The following is a 17921-nucleotide window of genomic DNA, read 5'->3' as shown; positions in this document are numbered from 1 at the left end:
TGAATTGGGTTAAGTTAATTTTTTATTCTATATGCATAATCCATTTATCGTTCGTATAATTTCCATTTATATTAGAATAATACAATTCTAAAATTTCCTTTTTTGTTTGTTTTTTGGACAAGTACACATATCTATAATTATTTTTAGGATAGATAAAAAACTGAGGGTTTAAATTATCTTCCTCCATTTTTTTTAAAAATTTGTTTGCATAATATTTTTTTGAAAAAACATTTACAATAAGATAATAGCCAGGTTCTAATCCTTTACTCGACTTCATTTTTTTAATTTTAACTGGCTTTTTATTTATTTTAGTTGCTTTATATTTCTTAACAGGCTTTTTAAATGAGGTTTTTTTTGTTGAAGTGTTGCCTAATACTTTTCCAACTCTATTATTGTTTACTTTTACGACAGATAATAATGCAGTATACCTATTATTTAATTTAGAGTCTATTGCTTGTTGCGCTTCAATATTTGTACGAAAAGAATCTAAATAAACGTAATAATAGTTTTTTCTTGGGTGCTTAAAGTATTTAGAATCGAACCCTTTCTTTTGCATTGTTTTGGTAAAAGCAATTGCATTTTTTTCTTTAGAAAAGTAGTTTGCAATCACAAAATACCCATTAAGGTTTTTTGTAGGTATTTTAATTTTTGAATTACTTACAAGTTGCTTTCTTGCAACAATATTTTCTTTTTTTGTAAGAGTTTTCTTTGAAATTGTTTTCTTTGGTGTTATCTTTTTAGGTATAACTTTTTTTGGTTTTTCTTGATTTTTAGCCTTTTCTACACTTTTTTTCTTAGAAATTATCCTTTTTGCTACTGCTTTTTCTTTTTTCTTGTTCGTTACAATCTCTACAGTTTTATTTTGTTGATTACTTTTAATTAATTTTAAAACCTGTAAATGCTTTTTTTCTGCTTCTAATTTTTGAGCTTTGTTAATAGAATCTTGACGAATTTTATAGGAATTCATCAGCTCGTTAACCTCTTTTTTATTCTTGTTGTTTTCTTCTAATTTAGATATAGATGCTTCTAAAGTATTTAAATTACTAGAACCATTAATATTTATTTTTGCATAATCGTGTTTTCCAAAATTATAGGTTAGCCCTATTTCATTGGTAATTCCTAAATTATTTTTTCCTTTTTCATAGACAAAACCAATTGATATTCTTTCAGAAATATTTACTCCAACTCCTATTGAAGTTCCGTAAAAATGGTCGTAAGTAGATTGTATCCAACCAATTTTTGGAAGGTCTAAAAGTAAACTTCCTGTAAATTCGGTGTTATTTTTACCTGGTTTTCTTACAATACTTAACAGCTGTAATTTCCCGTCTTTAAACATTCCGGTTTCGCTTGTAAACTGTTTGGTATACATTAAATGTCCCGAAAATGTTTTGTCTGGAAACTCTGTAATAAATTCGTAGGCTTTTAGATCGTAGTCTATTAAATTTTCAAGAAAGATTCCAACATCGAAACTACCCAATGTTAAATTTACAGCTGGTTGAAAATTAATTAAGGGGCGTTCTTGAAAATTTGCTAAAAAAGGGTCTGGGTTGTTTACCAATATTTTATTTCTATCTATTCCGCTTCTGGAATACATAAAGTTAAAACCGAAAGCAAGTGCATTTTTCTCACTTAACCGAACTTGATATCCGTAATTTAACAGCACTCCAAAGTGTTTAAAAACTCCAAAATTCTGTTGAAAAACTCCTAAACCCACACCCACTTTTTCGCTAATTCTGCCAGAATAACTTCCAACGTATAATTGAGGAGAGTCATCAAAATCAGAAAATTTATTTCTACTTAAAAAGCTTAAATAGGTTGTATTTTCTCTTGCTACTGAGAAGGTAGGATTCAAGAAAAATCGATTGTGCTTTAAAAAATTATGAGAAGAAAAGTTATTAAATAACTGCTCGTTATTACTTTGAGAAAATATAATGGAAGAAACGCTTATAAGTAGCAACGTTAAAAGTAGTTTGGTTTTAAACATATTATTTTATTACAGAAATTGTTCCTTTTTTAATTGTTTTATTTTTGTTTTTTATGACATAAAAAAACAACTGATTTTTATCTATTAGTGTTTTATTAGGCCAATTATTTTGATAGTTATTCGTCTCCAACACCAATTTACCTCGAGAATTATAAATTTTAACATATACATTTTTATTAAACGCATATTTGCTAGGCAAAACCCAAACATCGTTTAAACCATCTCCATTTAAAGTAAGCGCATTTGGTATATTAGTGGCTTGGTTTGTAAAAACAGAAATTGTTTTAATTACTTTACAACCATTAACACTTGCTTCTAAAACGTAAACACCTTTAGTATTTATTTCTAAGGAAGAACCTGTTCCTAAAACATTTTTATTTTCGTCTAACCAAATGTAAGAGTCTCCCCCACTTGCATTTATTTTCTTAGTTTCACCTGAACCTAAAATAATATCTAATGGCGTGTCTAATTGAACAGAAGAAGCGTCAAAAGATGTAATAATTATAGTATTTGAAGTTGTAGAACAACCAAAACCTGTGGCAACTAATTGATAGGCTCCTGGTTTATTAATGGTAATTTCTGCATCGGTTGCATTGGAAACAACTAGGTTATCTTTCAACCATTTATAAGTAAAATTATTATTATTTGAAGTACCTAGAGTAATGCTTTTAGCATCACAAATTTTATTTGAAGTTGATGAAGAAACAATTGTTATTTCAGGAGTTTTTAATAAAACAGGTACTTTGTTTGAAACATTATTTACGGCGTTTGAACTTACTTCCAAGGAATATTCTCCATTTTTTTCGAAAGTATCTATAGAAATTTCAGCATTTGTAAATCCATTTAAATTTACATCTCTTTTTTTCCATTGAAATTTTACATATTGATACTGGTTTTCCAAAACATTGTATTCGTTACTCTCTGAATCAAATGCTTTTAAAGTCTCTAATTTCAGAGAAGTTTTTTCAGAATTACAAGAATTATATGTCGATTTGTATGTTATTTTAGGAATAAATTTTACAATCTTATGAACAGTAAATTCTGAAGAATTTTTAGATGTAGAACAAGAACCTCCATTACCAATAACCTTAGCGTAATAAACGCCAGAATCGATAATGTTTATTTGGTTTTTATTACTATTTGGAATCTCTATTCCGTTTTTATACCAAACAACAGTTGCATTTGTAGCACTATGTTCTATTTTTAATGTTTTCGTTTCTCCTTTTAAAATATAGGTTGATGTGTCTCCAATAGCATCTACAGTTAAATTTGATGAAACTTCTGTAATTTCCACTTCTTGCGAGGTACCAACACAGCCATTTTCGTTTTCTATCTCTACATAGTATTTCCCAAAACTATCGTTACCAGAAACCGTTAAACTTGGCTTATAATCTGGTGCAGGCTGTATTCTTACTCCGTTTTTGTACCAACGATATTTGTAATTCGGGTTATCTACAGTCATTTCCAAAACATAAGAAGCTGTCGAACAAATTTCTACTTTCGAACTTCCCTTAAGTTTTGAAACAACTTTTGGAAGCTTCGTAACCTCTACCATATTAGAAATTACAGCATTATAACAAGATCCATAATAAATTTCGGTATAATATAAACCAGGTTCTGAAACCTCTAATTTAGGGCCGCCCAAACCAATTTTTTTACCATCTTTATACCATTGATAACTTGCAGCAGATTGTATGTTTAGTGCAATTTCTTTGGTAGCTCCATCACATAAAATTACATCAGTAAAATTGTTTAAAATTAACCTATCAGAGGTTAAATAATAGGCTTCAAAAGCATTGGAAGATGGACTAATTTTCTCTGGAGAGGAAGATTTAATTCTTATTTTATAACCTTTTCCATAAAGTTTTTTAGGAAACTGAACATTCGTTTTAAATTTATAAGAAGAATTCTGATTCGAAATTGTTTGTAAAACAGTTGGTAAAGAAAAATCTCCATCTTTATTAGATAATTCTACAGAAAAAACATTGTTATTATTAAAAGCAGCAGTATTATATGCTATCTCTATTTCGAAATTGTTAAAACTGTTAGAAGCACAAACGTAGGAGAATTGCAATATTGGTTTCTCAAGAGTTTGAGAAACTAATATTAATGTACTAAATATTAATAAAAAAGATATAGGGGTTCTCTTTTTAATAATTTTACTATCTAGGGGCATTAATTAAAATTAATGCTGGGGATTATATAACCAAAAGTACAAGTTTTTTTTATAAAAAAAAATTTAAACACATTTTCTTTAACTGTAACTGTTAATAGCTTAAATGATTTTTTGTCGAAATTCTAAAAAAGATGGAAGGTTTTCGTCTTTTTCTGATAAGAGTATTTCGTTTTTCTTTAGTTTCCAATCTATATTTAATACCTTATCATTGTAAATAACTCCATCTTCTGCTTCTTTATGATAATAATTATCGCATTTGTAGGAAAAGATAGTATTGTCTTCTAAAGTAGAAAAACCATGTAAAAACCCTTTTGGCACAAATATTTGTTTGTTATTATCTTCAGATAATTCTATAGAAAAGTGTTTACCAAACGTTGGTGAATTTTTTCTAACATCTACAACAATATCTAAAACTTTACCCTTAATAACTCTAACAAGTTTGGCTTGTGCAAATTCTCCTTTTTGCAGATGCAAACCTCTTAAAACTCCTCTTTGGGAAATGGATTGGTTATCTTGTACAAATTTTACTTTTAAGCCTGTTTTTTCTGTAAATATTTTTTGATTAAAAACTTCAAAAAAATTACCTCTTTTATCTCCAAAAACTTTAGGTTCTATAACAAAACAACCTTTTAAAAATGCCTCTGTAATTTTCATTATATTTTTAATAAGTTGTTCGAGTAACCACTCTTTAATAAAGGTTTTGCTATCGCTAACATTTCTTGTTTTGTAATAAAACCTGCTCTAAAGGCAGCTTCTTCAATAGCCCCAACTTTTAAACCTTGCCTTTCTTCTATTACTTGTACAAATTGCCCTGCTTGCATTAGAGAATCGAAAGTACCTGTATCTAACCAAGCTGTGCCTCTATCTAAAATTTGTACAGATAATTTTCCTTGTTTTAGATAAATAGTATTAATTTCTGTAATTTCTAATTCGCCTCTTTTACTTGGTTTTATATTTTTTGCAATACGTACCACATCATTATCATAAAAATAAATTCCAGGCACTGCAAAATTAGATTTTGGTTCTAATGGTTTTTCTTCAATTGAAAGTACGTTATTTTCATCATCAAACTCCACAACTCCATATCTTTCTGGATCATTTACGTGATATGCATATACAATACCTCCATCTGGATTATTGTTTGCTTCTAATAAGCTAGACAAACCAGAGCCATAAAAAATATTATCTCCTAAAATTAAGGCTACTTTGTCTTTACCTATAAATTTTTCGCCAATAATAAATGCTTCTGCCAAACCATTCGGTTTTTCTTGAACTTCGTATTGAAAATTACATCCTATTTGAGTTCCATCTCCCAATAGTTTTTTAAAAAGCGGCAAATCTTGTGGCGTCGAAATTATAAGTATTTCTCTAATTCTTGCAGAGATTAAAGTAGAAATAGGATAGTAAATCATTGGTTTATCGTACACTGGCATTAACTGCTTACTAACAGCTAATGTTAATGGGTGTAATCTTGTACCAGAACCTCCTGCTAAAACAATTCCTTTCATTTTAATTATTTTTTTCTAAATACCACTTAACAGTTTTTACAATGCCAGATTCGAAATTTTCATTTGCTTTCCAACCCAATTCATTTTCTAATTTAGAAGCATCGATTGCATATCTAAAATCGTGTCCAGGCCTATCTTTTACAAAAGTTATTTGATTTTTATAAGAGTTTTCTTTAGGTTGAATTTTATCTAAAATTTCGCAAATTTTATTTGCGATATATAAATTATTCCGTTCGTTTTTTCCTCCAATATTATAGGTTTCTCCTAATGTACCTTTTTTATATACAGCTTCTATTCCTGTACAATGGTCTAAAACATACAGCCAATCTCTAATATTTTTTCCATTTCCATAAATGGGAATTTGTTCTCCAGAAATGGCTTTTCTAATAATGGTAGGAATTAATTTTTCGTTATGCTGTTTTGGCCCGTAATTATTGGAACAGTTTGTAGTAATTACATTCATTCCATAAGTATGAAAATAGCTACGAACCATAAAATCGGAAGATGCTTTTGATGCACTATAAGGACTATTAGGAGCGTAAGGAGTGTTTTCCGTAAATAAACCTGTTTCTCCTAAAGTTCCATAAACTTCGTCTGTAGAAATATGATGAAATCTTGCCTCTTCAAACCCTTCTTTGAAATTATTAGATGAATCCATCCAGTAATTCTTAGCAACATTTAACAGGTTAAATGTTCCAAATACATTGGTTCTTACAAATGCATCTGGGTTTTTAATAGAATTATCTACATGCGATTCTGCTGCGAAATGAATAACTCCAGAAAAATTGTGGTTTTTAAATAATTTTTCGACCAAATTTCTGTCGCAAATATCTCCTTCTACAAAAGTATATCTTCGATTATTTTTAACTTCTTTTAAATTACTTAAATTTCCTGCATAGGTTAATAAGTCTAAATTTACAACCTTTATTTCTTTATTATTTTCAAGAAAATAAGGAATAAAATTAGCACCAATAAAACCTGCACCTCCAGTAATTAAAATTGTTTGCATCGTTACTTTTTATAAGTATTTAAAAAAGCATTCAACTTTAATAATAGTAAAATTAAAATCATTAGTAAAGCTCCTAGAACTGCTAATTGTGCCGCTTTATTTTTTGTAATTCCAGATATTTTTGTTCCTATGGGCTGAAAGTTAGAAATAACATTAATTACCTCGTATTTTTCCGATTTATCAATAGCAATATCTTTTAAACTGCTGTTTATTTTTTTATTAGTTTCGAATAATTCTAGCTCTTTTGTGGTTCTTTTTTCGCCTCCTAAATCTATACTTGTTCCAGTAGTTTGCTTTTTCGCTTCTTCTACCATTACTTGCATATATACTCTTCTTAGAGTGTCTATTTGAATTAGGTTTTGTCTTAAAATAGAATCTGTTCTATTTAAGTTTTCGTTGGTTAACTCCTTTAAGCGATTAAAGTATTTATTTTTTACAACAGAAGAAATAATAACATCGCCTAACTTATTAAATATGTTATTTTTTTCTGAAATAACTTTTATTGTATGAATTTTATAATCTAAATCTGTAAATGAAGCTTTAAACTCTTGGAAAGAGTAGCTTTTAACAGTTGTTGTATCTACAGATTGAATAAAATCGTTGTAAGAATCTATAATATCGTTTTGATTTATGATGGGTTCGATTGTAAATTTTCTTAAAGAAGCAGCTTCTTCTTTATTTAAGCTAAATGTATTTTGCAACCCAACTGTATCTTTTTGCTTTACTAAATCGTTGTAATAATTTACATTATTATACAATTGTCGAGCGCTTTTAAAATTTGGCTGTACTAACATTTCAGATTCAAATCTATCTGTTGTTGTTACTTGTAAAAAAATACCAATTACAAACCCAATAGCTGCAGCAATTCCAATTTTTACAATATTCTTTTTTATAAAAATTAAAATGGAAATAATGGTATGAAAAATTCCTTTAAAAATATTTCCAATAAAGTTAAAAAAGTTCTTAAAACCTCTTCCTATAATTACAAACAACGAGCCTAAATCTACTTCTTCTTCGTTATTTTTTTGTTGGTTGGTTAACATGTTTGGTATTTATAATATTGTTTTAACTACTAAAAATTTGTTCTAATATTCTTTGTGTAATGGCATAAGTTGGTGTAACTCCTGTCATTCCTAATCCACCAGAAGCTAGTGTTGCTCCTGTTTCTAAAGGATTATCAGAGGCGTAATATGCATATCTTACTTTTACATCTTCGGATACATTTCCTCTAATTCTCGAAGCAGATTGTATGGCTTTTTGGTAATGTGCGCCTTCCATTTCTAAGCCAATAACACTCCAAGTAGAATCGTGGAAAAATTTTAATAAATCTCTATTTTGTAACGATGTTCCTAAAACCGAAATCATAGAACCGTCGAAAACTTTTATTCCAAAACCTTCTAAATCTTCTTTAGAAAGTTCGTTTTTAAACGGATAATTGTCTGCTGTTCCTTCGAAAATATGCGCAGAAGGAATCATAATATCTCCCTTTCCACCTTCCAAAATACCTGCTTTTCCCATGATAGAAACCGATTTTACATCTAAATGTGTTTTGGTATTTTTCTCACAAGTATAAGGTTTTAGCAACTCGTCCATCGTTTCATAGGCTTGTTCTCCAAAAGCATAATCCATTACTATAATTACTGCATTGTCTTCTAATTTTTCTTTTTTAGAAAACGTTAAAACATCAAAATTTATTTTAGCAGTATCTATTATTTGCACATCTATGTTGGTGCCTGATGTGTCTTTTATGTACAAAAGACCATTAGAAGAGGCAAATTCTTTTACTTTCTTTTGCAAAGGTTTGCTGTTCGAATTACTTAACAATTGATATAATTCGAAACCCTTTAACTCTTTTGCTTCTTTTGGAAGTGCATTTTTTGCGTATATAGAGTTTAGAACACTATGCATATTTGCACTAATAATATGTATGGGTCTTTCTAATAAACTGTTTTGTTTTAATACCTTTTTAATATTATTCGCCCAAATTTCTCCATAAATATGATGCCCAATTTCTTCCACCAAAACAGAACTAAAAGTAACTGTTCTCTTACTGTTTTCGAAAACTTCGTTAATGGCTAATTTACCCAACCAATAAATCAATTGGAAAAAACGATGTGGATTTTCTTCCGTAGAAAATGTTTTATAAATACTTAAAACTTCATCGAAAGTTCTTCCTAAAATATTCCCTAAATGTACAATGGTTACTTCTCTTTCTTCCTCAGAAATTTCTTTTTGATACAATACAATATCCTCTAAATGCTTCCATTCTCTTGTAAAATCTTCTCCATCATTTAACGTAACTCTTGCTTGAATTTTATGAGATTCAATAAACAAAAAAGTTAAATGGGTAAGAATATCATAAATTTCCGATCTTCCTCTGGTAATCTCGATATTCATTTGATTTTTGTCTATTCTATAACAATTTCTTCTCCTTTTTGGAGGAACAATTGGCGTAAAATGAGAGTTTTTATAGCCTTCGTCTGCCGTTAAATTTATGTATTGGCATTCTTCAATTCCTTTGGGAAGCCTTTCTATTACATACGTTAAACCATTTAATTCGATTCTTTCTTCTGCAATAGAACCATAAATTTCTGGCCTTAATAATAATAACGATTTTCGTAAAGTTTCTCCAGAAATTCCCATTGGTTTGTAAAAACCTCTACTAAATAAATGACGCATAGAAATGTATAATTTTTCTATGGCATTCGTAGATTCTTGGGCTCTTGTTCTATCTATTTTTTTAAATTCTGACATTCGTTCTTTTAAAGCGCAAATATAAAATTAATTACTCGATAATATTTTTGAATATTTTGTTTGATTATGCAACAAATCTACAGCTTCAGATATTGTTTTATCTTTCTTTAATTTGTGTTCGTAAACTCCTTCTCGATAAAAATAACGCTGTAAAATTTCTTCTTTTATCATATCTGTAAGAATATCTTTATTTTTAGAAATTTCTTCGACTTTTAAATCGAAAAGTTTTTCTTTTATGTTTTCATATTCTTTAGAAATACTGTTTTTATCGGAAGCCAAATATGCCTTTTTAAATAATTTTTCTTGCTTGGTTAAAAAAGTGTCATCAATTTTTAAAAATTTTTTAAACTTATTAAAATCGCTATTTTTAAAATCGAATTCAGTTACATTTCCAATCGTTGAATTTTCGTAATAATATTTCGTCGCAAAATTAAAAATTGCCTTCGATTTTAATAGTTCTTCTGTAGCCTCATTTCTATCGGAAGTTTTTATAACAATGTCTGGTAAAACGCCACCTCCATCGTAAACTGTTCTTCCGTTTTCGGTTTTAAAAGTATTTATGCCACGATCAGAAAATTTTGGAACTTTTCCATTTTTATCTCTATTTGCATAATCCAATTCTTGGATACATCTTCCACTTGGTGTATAATATTTAGAGATGGTAACTTTTAGTTGTGTTCCGTAAGTTAAAGGTCTAAAACGTTGCACTAAGCCTTTACCAAATGAGCGTTTTCCCATAATTACGGCTCTGTCGTAATCTTGCAAAGCACCACTTACAATTTCGGATGCAGATGCAGATCGTTCGTTTACTAAAACCACTACAGGAATTTCTAAATCTAAAGGCTCGTTGGTTGTTTTATAAGTATTACTCCACTTTTTAATTTTCGCTTTTGTGGTTACAATTGTTTTTCCTTTTGGTAGAAAGAAATTACAAATATTAATAGATTCTAACAAAGAACCTCCAGGATTAGAACGAAGATCGAAAATCAATTTTTTCATTCCTTGTTTTTCTAATTTTCGGAATGCTTTTTTAACTTCGGAAGATGCTTTTTCGTTAAAACGAGTTAATGTAATATAACCTATATCTTCGTTTACCATTTCTGCATACGGAACTGGGTTTACAACCACTTTATCTCTCGTAATTTCTTTTTGAAGAATTTGCCCTTGTCGTTCAACCTCTACTTTAAATTTACTATTTGGAACTCCTTTTAAAAAGGTAGAAAGTTGCTCTCGATCCATATTTTTTAACGACTGCCCATCTACAGCTGTAATAATATCTCCCGCTTTTAAATCGGCTTTATCTGCGGAAAACCCTTTGTAAATCTCGCTTATTTCAATTCCTTTTTTGGTGTAATGTACAGAAACTCCAATACCACCATATTCTCCTGCTCTTCGAATTCTTGCAGTTTCTACATCTTGCTCGTTGTAAAAATTCGTGTACGGATCTAATTCTTTTAAGGTGTTTTTTATGGCTTTATTTGTAAATTCTGCAGGGTTTATTTCATCTACATAATACATATTTAACTCCTTAAATAAAGTATTGTAAATTTCTATTTGCTTGGCTACTTCAAAAAATTTAGATTTGAACGAGTACGTCATAAAAACGACTCCAACCAGTAAAATAATAACGGTTCTTTTTTTAAAATTGAATTTTTTCATCTTTATTCTTTTAAATCTTTATTTTTAGTTTGCTCCACAAAAAGCTGCAATAACTTTTCCATTTTAGAAAATAGATTTTCATAAGCCCATTCTTCTCTCCCAAGATACGAAATCATAAAAACATAGGGTTTATCTACATTTTCGTACACAATTTCTTTTTGGAGCCTGTAACATTCGCGCATCAATCTTTTTATTCTGTTTCTATCAACCGCTCTTTTAAAGTTTCTTTTTGCAACAGAAACACCCATTTGCACAGGAAAATCGGAAGTATGTTCTGTTTTAACAAACATCATTCTTAAAGGAAATACTTTTATAGAATTCCCTTCTTCGTAGAGTTTTTCTATGAGTTTTCTACTCTTTAAACGTTCATTTTTTCCTAAAGTGTACTTCATTATTACAAACTTAATAGAAAAGGAACACTTTTTAACAATTTCTAAAGGCTATCTTTAAAAAGATGCGTATTTTTAGGTTAATTTATGTGATGAAAATCAAAAAAAAACACGAATTTCAGAGATTGCTTGGATTATTACACAGAGAAACGCTGAGATTCGCAGAGTTTTATGAATGATGGGAAACAAAAAAGTAGACACGGATTTCACAGATTTTTACGTAGAAATTTTATATGATGATAAAAAATAGCAAAAACACAATTTTATGGATTACACGAATAATTACGCAAAAATTTATCGAGAAACTGGGAGATTCTCAAAAGATACTAAGAACTAAGTAATAGCAAAAGAGTGTTTCCCTTCTTTGGGGAATTAAAGGGAATTTTCACAGATAAATCCGAAAAAAATGCTACGAATGCACAAATTTAAAAGCAATTTTTATCAGGAAATATTTCTATGTTTATGTAGTGAAAAAGTTTTCAAACTTAGCCACAATTTTTAAATTATTAAGTAGTATAAATAAAAACCAATAATTAATTTTGAAGTAATTTGTTGAATATTAAACAATATTTGATAGATTTGTTAAAATTTATTATTTTACAGAATCATAATTTTATGAAACCAGATTTATTTCAAGCTCCAGATTATTATAATATCGACGATTTATTAACGGAAGAACATTTATTAATTCGCGAAGCTGCTCGCGATTGGGTAAAACGCGATGTTTCTCCAATTATAGAAGAATATGCTCAAAAAGCAGAATTTCCAACTCAAATTATTAATGGTTTGGCAGAAATTGGTGCTTTTGGCCCTTATATTCCAGAACAATATGGTGGTGCTGGTTTAGACCAAATTTCTTATGGTTTAATTATGCAAGAAATAGAACGTGGCGACTCTGGTGTTCGTTCTACTGCTTCTGTACAATCTTCTTTAGTAATGTATCCTATCTACGCATATGGAACCGAAGAACAACGTAAAAAATACCTACCAAAACTAGCTTCTGGAGAATGGATGGGTTGTTTTGGTTTAACAGAACCCAACCATGGTTCAAATCCTTCTGGAATGGAAACCAAATTTAAAGATATGGGCGACCATTATTTGCTAAATGGAGCAAAAATGTGGATTTCTAATGCTCCTTTTGCACAAATTGCAGTTGTTTGGGCGAAGAATGAAGAAGGTAGAATTCACGGTTTAATTGTAGAACGTGGCATGGAAGGTTTTTCTACGCCAGAAACACATAATAAATGGTCTTTGCGTGCTTCTGCAACTGGAGAATTAATTTTTGACAATGTAAAAGTGCCAAAAGAAAACTTATTGCCAAACAAATCTGGTCTTGGAGCTCCTTTAGGCTGTTTAGATTCAGCAAGATATGGAATTGCTTGGGGCGCAATTGGTGCTGCAATGGATTGTTACGATACTGCTTTGCGTTATTGTAAAGAACGTGAACAGTTTGGAAAACCTATTGGTCAATTTCAATTACAGCAAAAAAAATTAGCAGAAATGATTACCGAAATTACCAAAGCTCAACTATTAGCTTGGCGATTAGGAACTTTAAAAAATGAAGGAAAAGCAACTTCCGCGCAAATTTCTATGGCAAAAAGGAATAATGTAGACATGGCCATACAAATTGCTAGAGAGGCAAGACAAATGTTAGGTGGCATGGGAATTACAGGCGAATATTCCATAATGCGACACATGATGAATTTGGAAAGTGTAATTACCTACGAAGGAACGCACGATATTCATTTATTAATTACAGGATTGGATGTTACTGGCTTAAATGCTTTTAAATAATATTTAAAAGCTGTTTTAGTAAATTCTCTTTATGTTTTTTTAAATAGAGAGCATTTTCTGTAAGGAAATCGTATATTTTTAGACTATAACATATATGAAAAAAGGATTTTACATTATTTTTTATAGTTTTTTTCTAACGATTGTTTCTTGTGGAAGTATAACTGATTTTGATGAAAACTTAGAAACAAATGTTTCTGAGGTTTTAAAAGACACCTCTTCTGTAAATTTAAACAATGGAGGTGTAAACAAAAACGGAACATTTAAAATTTTATCTTTAGGAGATAGTTACACAATTGGGCAAAATGTGTGTAATTCTTGTAAATTCCCTATTCAATTAGTAGATACTCTTTTAAAAATTACTAAAAATAAAAGTACATTTCCCTTAAAAGTTATTGCAAGAACTGGCTGGACAACCACCCATTTAATTGGTGCAATAGAAGACCAAAATATTACTGCATATTACGATTTAGTTACTTTGCTCATTGGCGTAAACAATCAATTTCAAAATAAATCATTTTCAATTTACGAAGAGGAATTCCCAAAATTAATAGATATTGCTATTAAAGCAGCAGGTAATAATGCTAAAAATTTAGTAGTTCTTTCGATTCCAGATTATGCTTTTACACCTTATGGAAACGGAAATACAACCATTTCTACAGAAATCGATAAATACAACAATTTCGCTCGAACCTATTGTATGAGTAAAGGAATTACGTTTGTAAATATTACAGAAATTACCAGGCAAGGTTTAAATAATAAAGCTTTAGTTGCAAACGATAACTTACATCCATCTAAACTGGCATACAAAAAATTTGTAGAGAAAATTCTGCCAGAAGTTCTTAAAAAATTAGAGTTGAAATAACATTTAGTACTTTTTTATAAAAAAATTATAGCCCTATTAATTATAAAATAAGTAAGGGAATTCAGCTTAAAAATAACTTATTTTTAATTGAAAAAACCTTAATTTTACAGGCTTATAAGCGAACGTATATGAACACTTTAGAAAAAGCAACTTTAAATCTTCAAGAAAAAGGGTTCTTAGATTTAGATACTCCAAATATCGATTACATTAAAGAAATAAAACGTTTAAAAAAGGAAAAAAACGCCATTTTATTAGCGCATTATTATCAAATTGATGCAATTCAAGAAATTGCAGATTTTGTTGGCGATAGTTTAGCACTGGCTCAAAAAGCAGCTAAAACAGACGCAGATATGATTGTTTTTGCAGGAGTCCATTTTATGGCAGAAACTGCTAAAATATTAAATCCAACTAAGCAAGTTTTATTACCAGATTTATTGGCAGGTTGCTCGTTGGCAGATTCTTGTCCGCCAGAAAAATTTGCAGCATTTAAAAAGAAACATCCCAACCATAAAGTAGTAACTTACATAAACTGTTCCGCCGAAATAAAGGCGTTAAGCAATGTAGTTTGCACTTCTTCCAACGCAAGAAAAATAATAGACTCTTTTCCAAAAGACCAACCTTTAATTTTTGCACCTGATAGAAATTTAGGCGATTATTTAAATAAAGAAACTGGCAGAAATATGCTTCTTTGGGATGGCGCATGTATTGTACACGAAGCTTTTTCTATGGAAAAATTAATCGATTTGTATAAAGAGCATCCAGATGCGGAGTTAATTGCGCACCCAGAATCGGAAGCACACATGCTAAAAGTAGCAAAATACATTGGCTCTACCTCTGGCTTATTAAATCATGTTAAAAACAGTAAAAAAGAAAAATTTATTGTCGCTACAGAAGCTGGTATTTTATACCAAATGATGGAAGAAAATCCAAATAAAATTATTATTCCTGCACCAGCAAAAGAAGATAATACCTGTGCTTGTAGCGAATGTGCTTACATGAAAATGAACACTTTAAAGAAATTATATTTGTGTCTTAAACATGAGTTACCAAATATAGAAGTAGACAAAGAACTGGCTAAAAAAGCAATTATTCCTATCGAAAGAATGTTAGAACTTTCTAAATAATTAAGATGTATGGCTACAAGTAATAAAAAGATTGAATGCGATTTTTTAATTATTGGTTCTGGAATTTCAGGTTTAACTTTTGCGCTAAAAATTGCTACAAAATTCGAAAAAGCAAAAGTTGTAATTGTTACGAAAGACGAAAAAAGTGAGTCCAATACAAAATATGCGCAAGGTGGAATTGCAACCGTTTACAATAATAACAAAGATAGTTTCGAACAACACATACAAGATACGTTAATCGCTGGTGATGGGCTTTGCGACCCAGAAGTCGTAAAAATGGTTATTAAAGATGCACCAGAACGATTAGTAGAACTAATTAACTGGGGCGTAAAGTTCGATAAAAACAAAACAGGAAATTACGATTTAGGAAGAGAAGGTGGCCATTCTCAAAACAGAATTTTACATCATGCAGATATTACTGGATTAGAAATAGAACGCAGTTTATTAGCACAAGTCGAGCAAAAACAAAATATCGATTTTCTTACGCACCACTATGCTATTGACGTAATTACAGAACATCAAGTTAAAAAAGAAAAGACAAAACGAAACTCTAAAATTAGCTGTTTTGGTGCTTATGTTTTGGATGAAAAGAACGAAATTGTTAAAACCTTTGTTAGTAAATTTACCTTGTTAGCTTCTGGTGGAAATGGGCAAGTTTATGAAACTACCACAAACCCAATAATTGCAACTGGAGATGGGTTGGCAATTGCATATCGTGCAAAAGCAGAAATTTCTGAAGTAGAGTTTATTCAGTTTCACCCAACAGCTTTGTATAATCCTGGAGAATATCCTGCATTTTTAATTTCTGAAGCTGTAAGAGGTTTTGGCGCTAAACTTAGAGATTACAATGGAAATTTTTTTATGCATAATTACGATAAACGTGAAGAATTGGCCTCCAGAGATATTGTTGCAAGAGCCATTGATAACGAACTAAAAAAAAGTGGAAAACCGCATGTTTATTTAGATTGTAAATATTTAGATTTCGATAAATTCAAAGCTCATTTCCCAAATATTACAGAAAAATGTGCTTCTCTCGGAATTGATGTTCGAAAAGATTACATTCCAGTAGTACCTGCTTCGCACTATATTTGTGGTGGAGTAAACGTAAATAAAAACGCGAAAACTTCCATTAAAAAATTATATGCTTGTGGCGAAGTTACAAGAACAGGTTTACATGGTGGAAATAGGTTAGCCTCCAACTCTTTATTAGAGGGTTTGGTATATGCACACAAAGCTTTTTTAAATATTTCCAAGAAGTTTGAAAAAGCAAAAATGCCCAACGACATTCCAGAATGGAATGATATTGGAGTTAAAAAAAACACCGAAAAAATATTAATTACGCACGACAGAAATGAAGTAAAAAAAATTATGAGTAATTATGTTGGCATCGTTCGTTCTAACGAACGTTTAAAGCGTGCAGAAAACAGGTTAAAAATACTTTATGAAGACACTAAAGTTCTGTACAACAACTCCGAATTATCTGTAGATTTATGCGAATTAAGAAATTTAATTACAACAGCATATTTAATTACCCAGTTTTCTAAAAACCGAAAAGAAAATAGTGGTGGCTTTTATAACTTAGATTTGAAATAACTTCGTTTTGCTACGAAGCTACTTGTAACAAAATATTTGGGCATCTTTTACAATTAATGCCTTTCTTCTTATATTTATTACAACATTTGCTTTTTGGAGTTAAACAATTAGAAGAACAAATATTGTTGCAAACACCTGCGTTCGTTAACCTTATTGTAGGTTTTTCTAAAGTATAAAAAACAATCATTCTTAATAATTAAAGTGCAAATATAATTCTTATTTAGAACAAATAAAAATAAAAGTTGTAAAATACCATGAATCCACGAATTTTCTCTTTAAACAAATCATTCATCAGCATTAAAGCATCTGTCTTATTTGTGAATTCGTGGTATTTATTTTAATTATGAATGTATTCTACCTTAAATTCAATCAAACAAATATGGTTAGCATTTTTTCTTTTTATATCTTTGGAATCCTCTAAAATCTTTATAGAAAAATGGACGATTTTATACTTTATTTCAAAATGGGTTTAAACCACGTGTTAGACCTTAGTGCTTACGATCATATTTTATTTTTAATTGTGTTGGCAGTTGTTTTTAGCTTCAATCAATTTAAAAAAGTGTTGTGGTTGGTAACTCTTTTTACACTTGGACATTCTATAACATTGGCTTTATCTGCCTATGGAATTCTAAATATTAAAATGGCTTTAATTGAATTTTTAATTCCCCTTACTATCTTTATTACAGGAGTTATTAATGTTATGACAGCCAAAAAATCTTCCCTTGGAAAACAAAATACAAACCTGGTTTTTGCCCTATTTTTTGGATTAATTCATGGCTTAGGTTTTTCCAACTATTTTAAAATGATGGTTGGCAAAGAAGAAGACAAATTATTTCCTTTATTAGAATTTGCCTTAGGAATTGAAGCTGCACAGGTAATTATCGTGTTAGGAATATTAATTGCTGGCACCCTACTTCAAAACTTTTTTAGAGTAACTCGAAGAGATTGGATTTTGGTTTGCTCTTCCATCGTAATTGGTTTCGCCATACAAATGATGTTAGATCGTGTCTTTTGGTAGAAAATTTGTCTAATTATTAACGTTTCAATTCTATTAATCTTGTTACTTTCG

14 protein-coding genes are annotated in these 17921 nt (G+C 29.8%); 5 read left to right on the top strand and 9 right to left on the bottom strand.

The window, feature by feature from the left end; translation table 11 throughout:
* Nucleotides 1-22: 22 nt before the first annotated feature.
* The 9 genes from J3359_RS11725 to rnpA all read right to left on the bottom strand — a co-directional run bounded on the left by J3359_RS11725 (nt 23) and on the right by rnpA (nt 11482).
* On the bottom strand, nt 23-1984 hold the full coding sequence (locus J3359_RS11725; protein ID WP_208077049.1) for a PorP/SprF family type IX secretion system membrane protein: 1962 nt from the start codon (nt 1982-1984) through the stop codon (nt 23-25).
* A 1-nt stretch (nt 1985) separates the two neighbouring features.
* Entirely contained in the window at nt 1986-4160 is a 2175-nt protein-coding gene (locus J3359_RS11720) for an Ig-like domain-containing protein (protein WP_208077048.1), read from the bottom strand.
* A gap of 99 nt (nt 4161-4259) precedes the next feature.
* On the bottom strand, nt 4260-4814 hold the full coding sequence (rfbC, locus tag J3359_RS11715) for a dTDP-4-dehydrorhamnose 3,5-epimerase (protein WP_208077047.1): 555 nt from the start codon (nt 4812-4814) through the stop codon (nt 4260-4262).
* A complete protein-coding gene (rfbA, locus tag J3359_RS11710) occupies nt 4814-5668 on the bottom strand; it encodes a glucose-1-phosphate thymidylyltransferase RfbA (protein WP_208077046.1) in 855 nt (284 codons plus the stop codon). Before rfbA ends, rfbC begins: the two co-directional genes overlap by 1 nt.
* A gap of 1 nt (nt 5669) precedes the next feature.
* Entirely contained in the window at nt 5670-6677 is a 1008-nt protein-coding gene (rfbB, locus tag J3359_RS11705) for a dTDP-glucose 4,6-dehydratase (protein ID WP_208077045.1), read from the bottom strand.
* A gap of 2 nt (nt 6678-6679) precedes the next feature.
* Nucleotides 6680-7720: a hypothetical protein gene (locus J3359_RS11700; RefSeq protein WP_208077044.1), complete on the bottom strand. Its 1041-nt coding sequence runs from the start codon at nt 7718-7720 to the stop codon at nt 6680-6682.
* 22 nt (nt 7721-7742) lie between these two features.
* Nucleotides 7743-9431, bottom strand: coding sequence for a DUF6909 family protein (locus J3359_RS11695; protein WP_208077043.1), 1689 nt, complete (start codon nt 9429-9431; stop codon nt 7743-7745).
* A gap of 27 nt (nt 9432-9458) precedes the next feature.
* Entirely contained in the window at nt 9459-11090 is a 1632-nt protein-coding gene (locus J3359_RS11690) for a S41 family peptidase (RefSeq protein WP_208077042.1), read from the bottom strand.
* A 2-nt stretch (nt 11091-11092) separates the two neighbouring features.
* Nucleotides 11093-11482 carry a ribonuclease P protein component gene (gene rnpA, locus J3359_RS11685; protein WP_208077041.1) on the bottom strand — a complete coding sequence of 130 codons (390 nt, stop codon included), beginning with the start codon at nt 11480-11482 and terminating at the stop codon, nt 11093-11095.
* Between the two features lie 612 nt (nt 11483-12094).
* On the opposite strand from rnpA, the gene J3359_RS11680 reads away from it, so the two are divergent.
* From J3359_RS11680 to J3359_RS11660, 5 genes are all read left to right on the top strand, one after another.
* Entirely contained in the window at nt 12095-13273 is a 1179-nt protein-coding gene (locus J3359_RS11680; RefSeq protein WP_208077040.1) for an acyl-CoA dehydrogenase family protein, read from the top strand.
* 94 nt (nt 13274-13367) lie between these two features.
* The gene (locus tag J3359_RS11675) at nt 13368-14135 is read left to right on the top strand and encodes an SGNH/GDSL hydrolase family protein (RefSeq protein WP_208077039.1); all 768 of its coding nucleotides are present in this window, start codon (nt 13368-13370) and stop codon (nt 14133-14135) included.
* Between the two features lie 128 nt (nt 14136-14263).
* Entirely contained in the window at nt 14264-15259 is a 996-nt protein-coding gene (gene nadA / locus J3359_RS11670; protein ID WP_208077038.1) for a quinolinate synthase NadA, read from the top strand.
* Between the two features lie 9 nt (nt 15260-15268).
* Nucleotides 15269-16852: an L-aspartate oxidase gene (nadB, locus tag J3359_RS11665; RefSeq protein ID WP_208077037.1), complete on the top strand. Its 1584-nt coding sequence runs from the start codon at nt 15269-15271 to the stop codon at nt 16850-16852.
* Between the two features lie 436 nt (nt 16853-17288).
* Entirely contained in the window at nt 17289-17870 is a 582-nt protein-coding gene (locus tag J3359_RS11660; RefSeq protein ID WP_208077036.1) for a HupE/UreJ family protein, read from the top strand.
* The last annotated feature ends 51 nt before the right edge of the window (nt 17871-17921 follow it).

The sequence above is a fragment of the Polaribacter cellanae genome, assembly GCF_017569185.1.
Classification (GTDB): Bacteria; Bacteroidota; Bacteroidia; order Flavobacteriales; family Flavobacteriaceae; genus Polaribacter; species Polaribacter cellanae.
The sequence above is the reverse complement of the archived record's forward strand: the minus strand, read 5'-3'. Positions and strand labels throughout refer to the sequence as shown.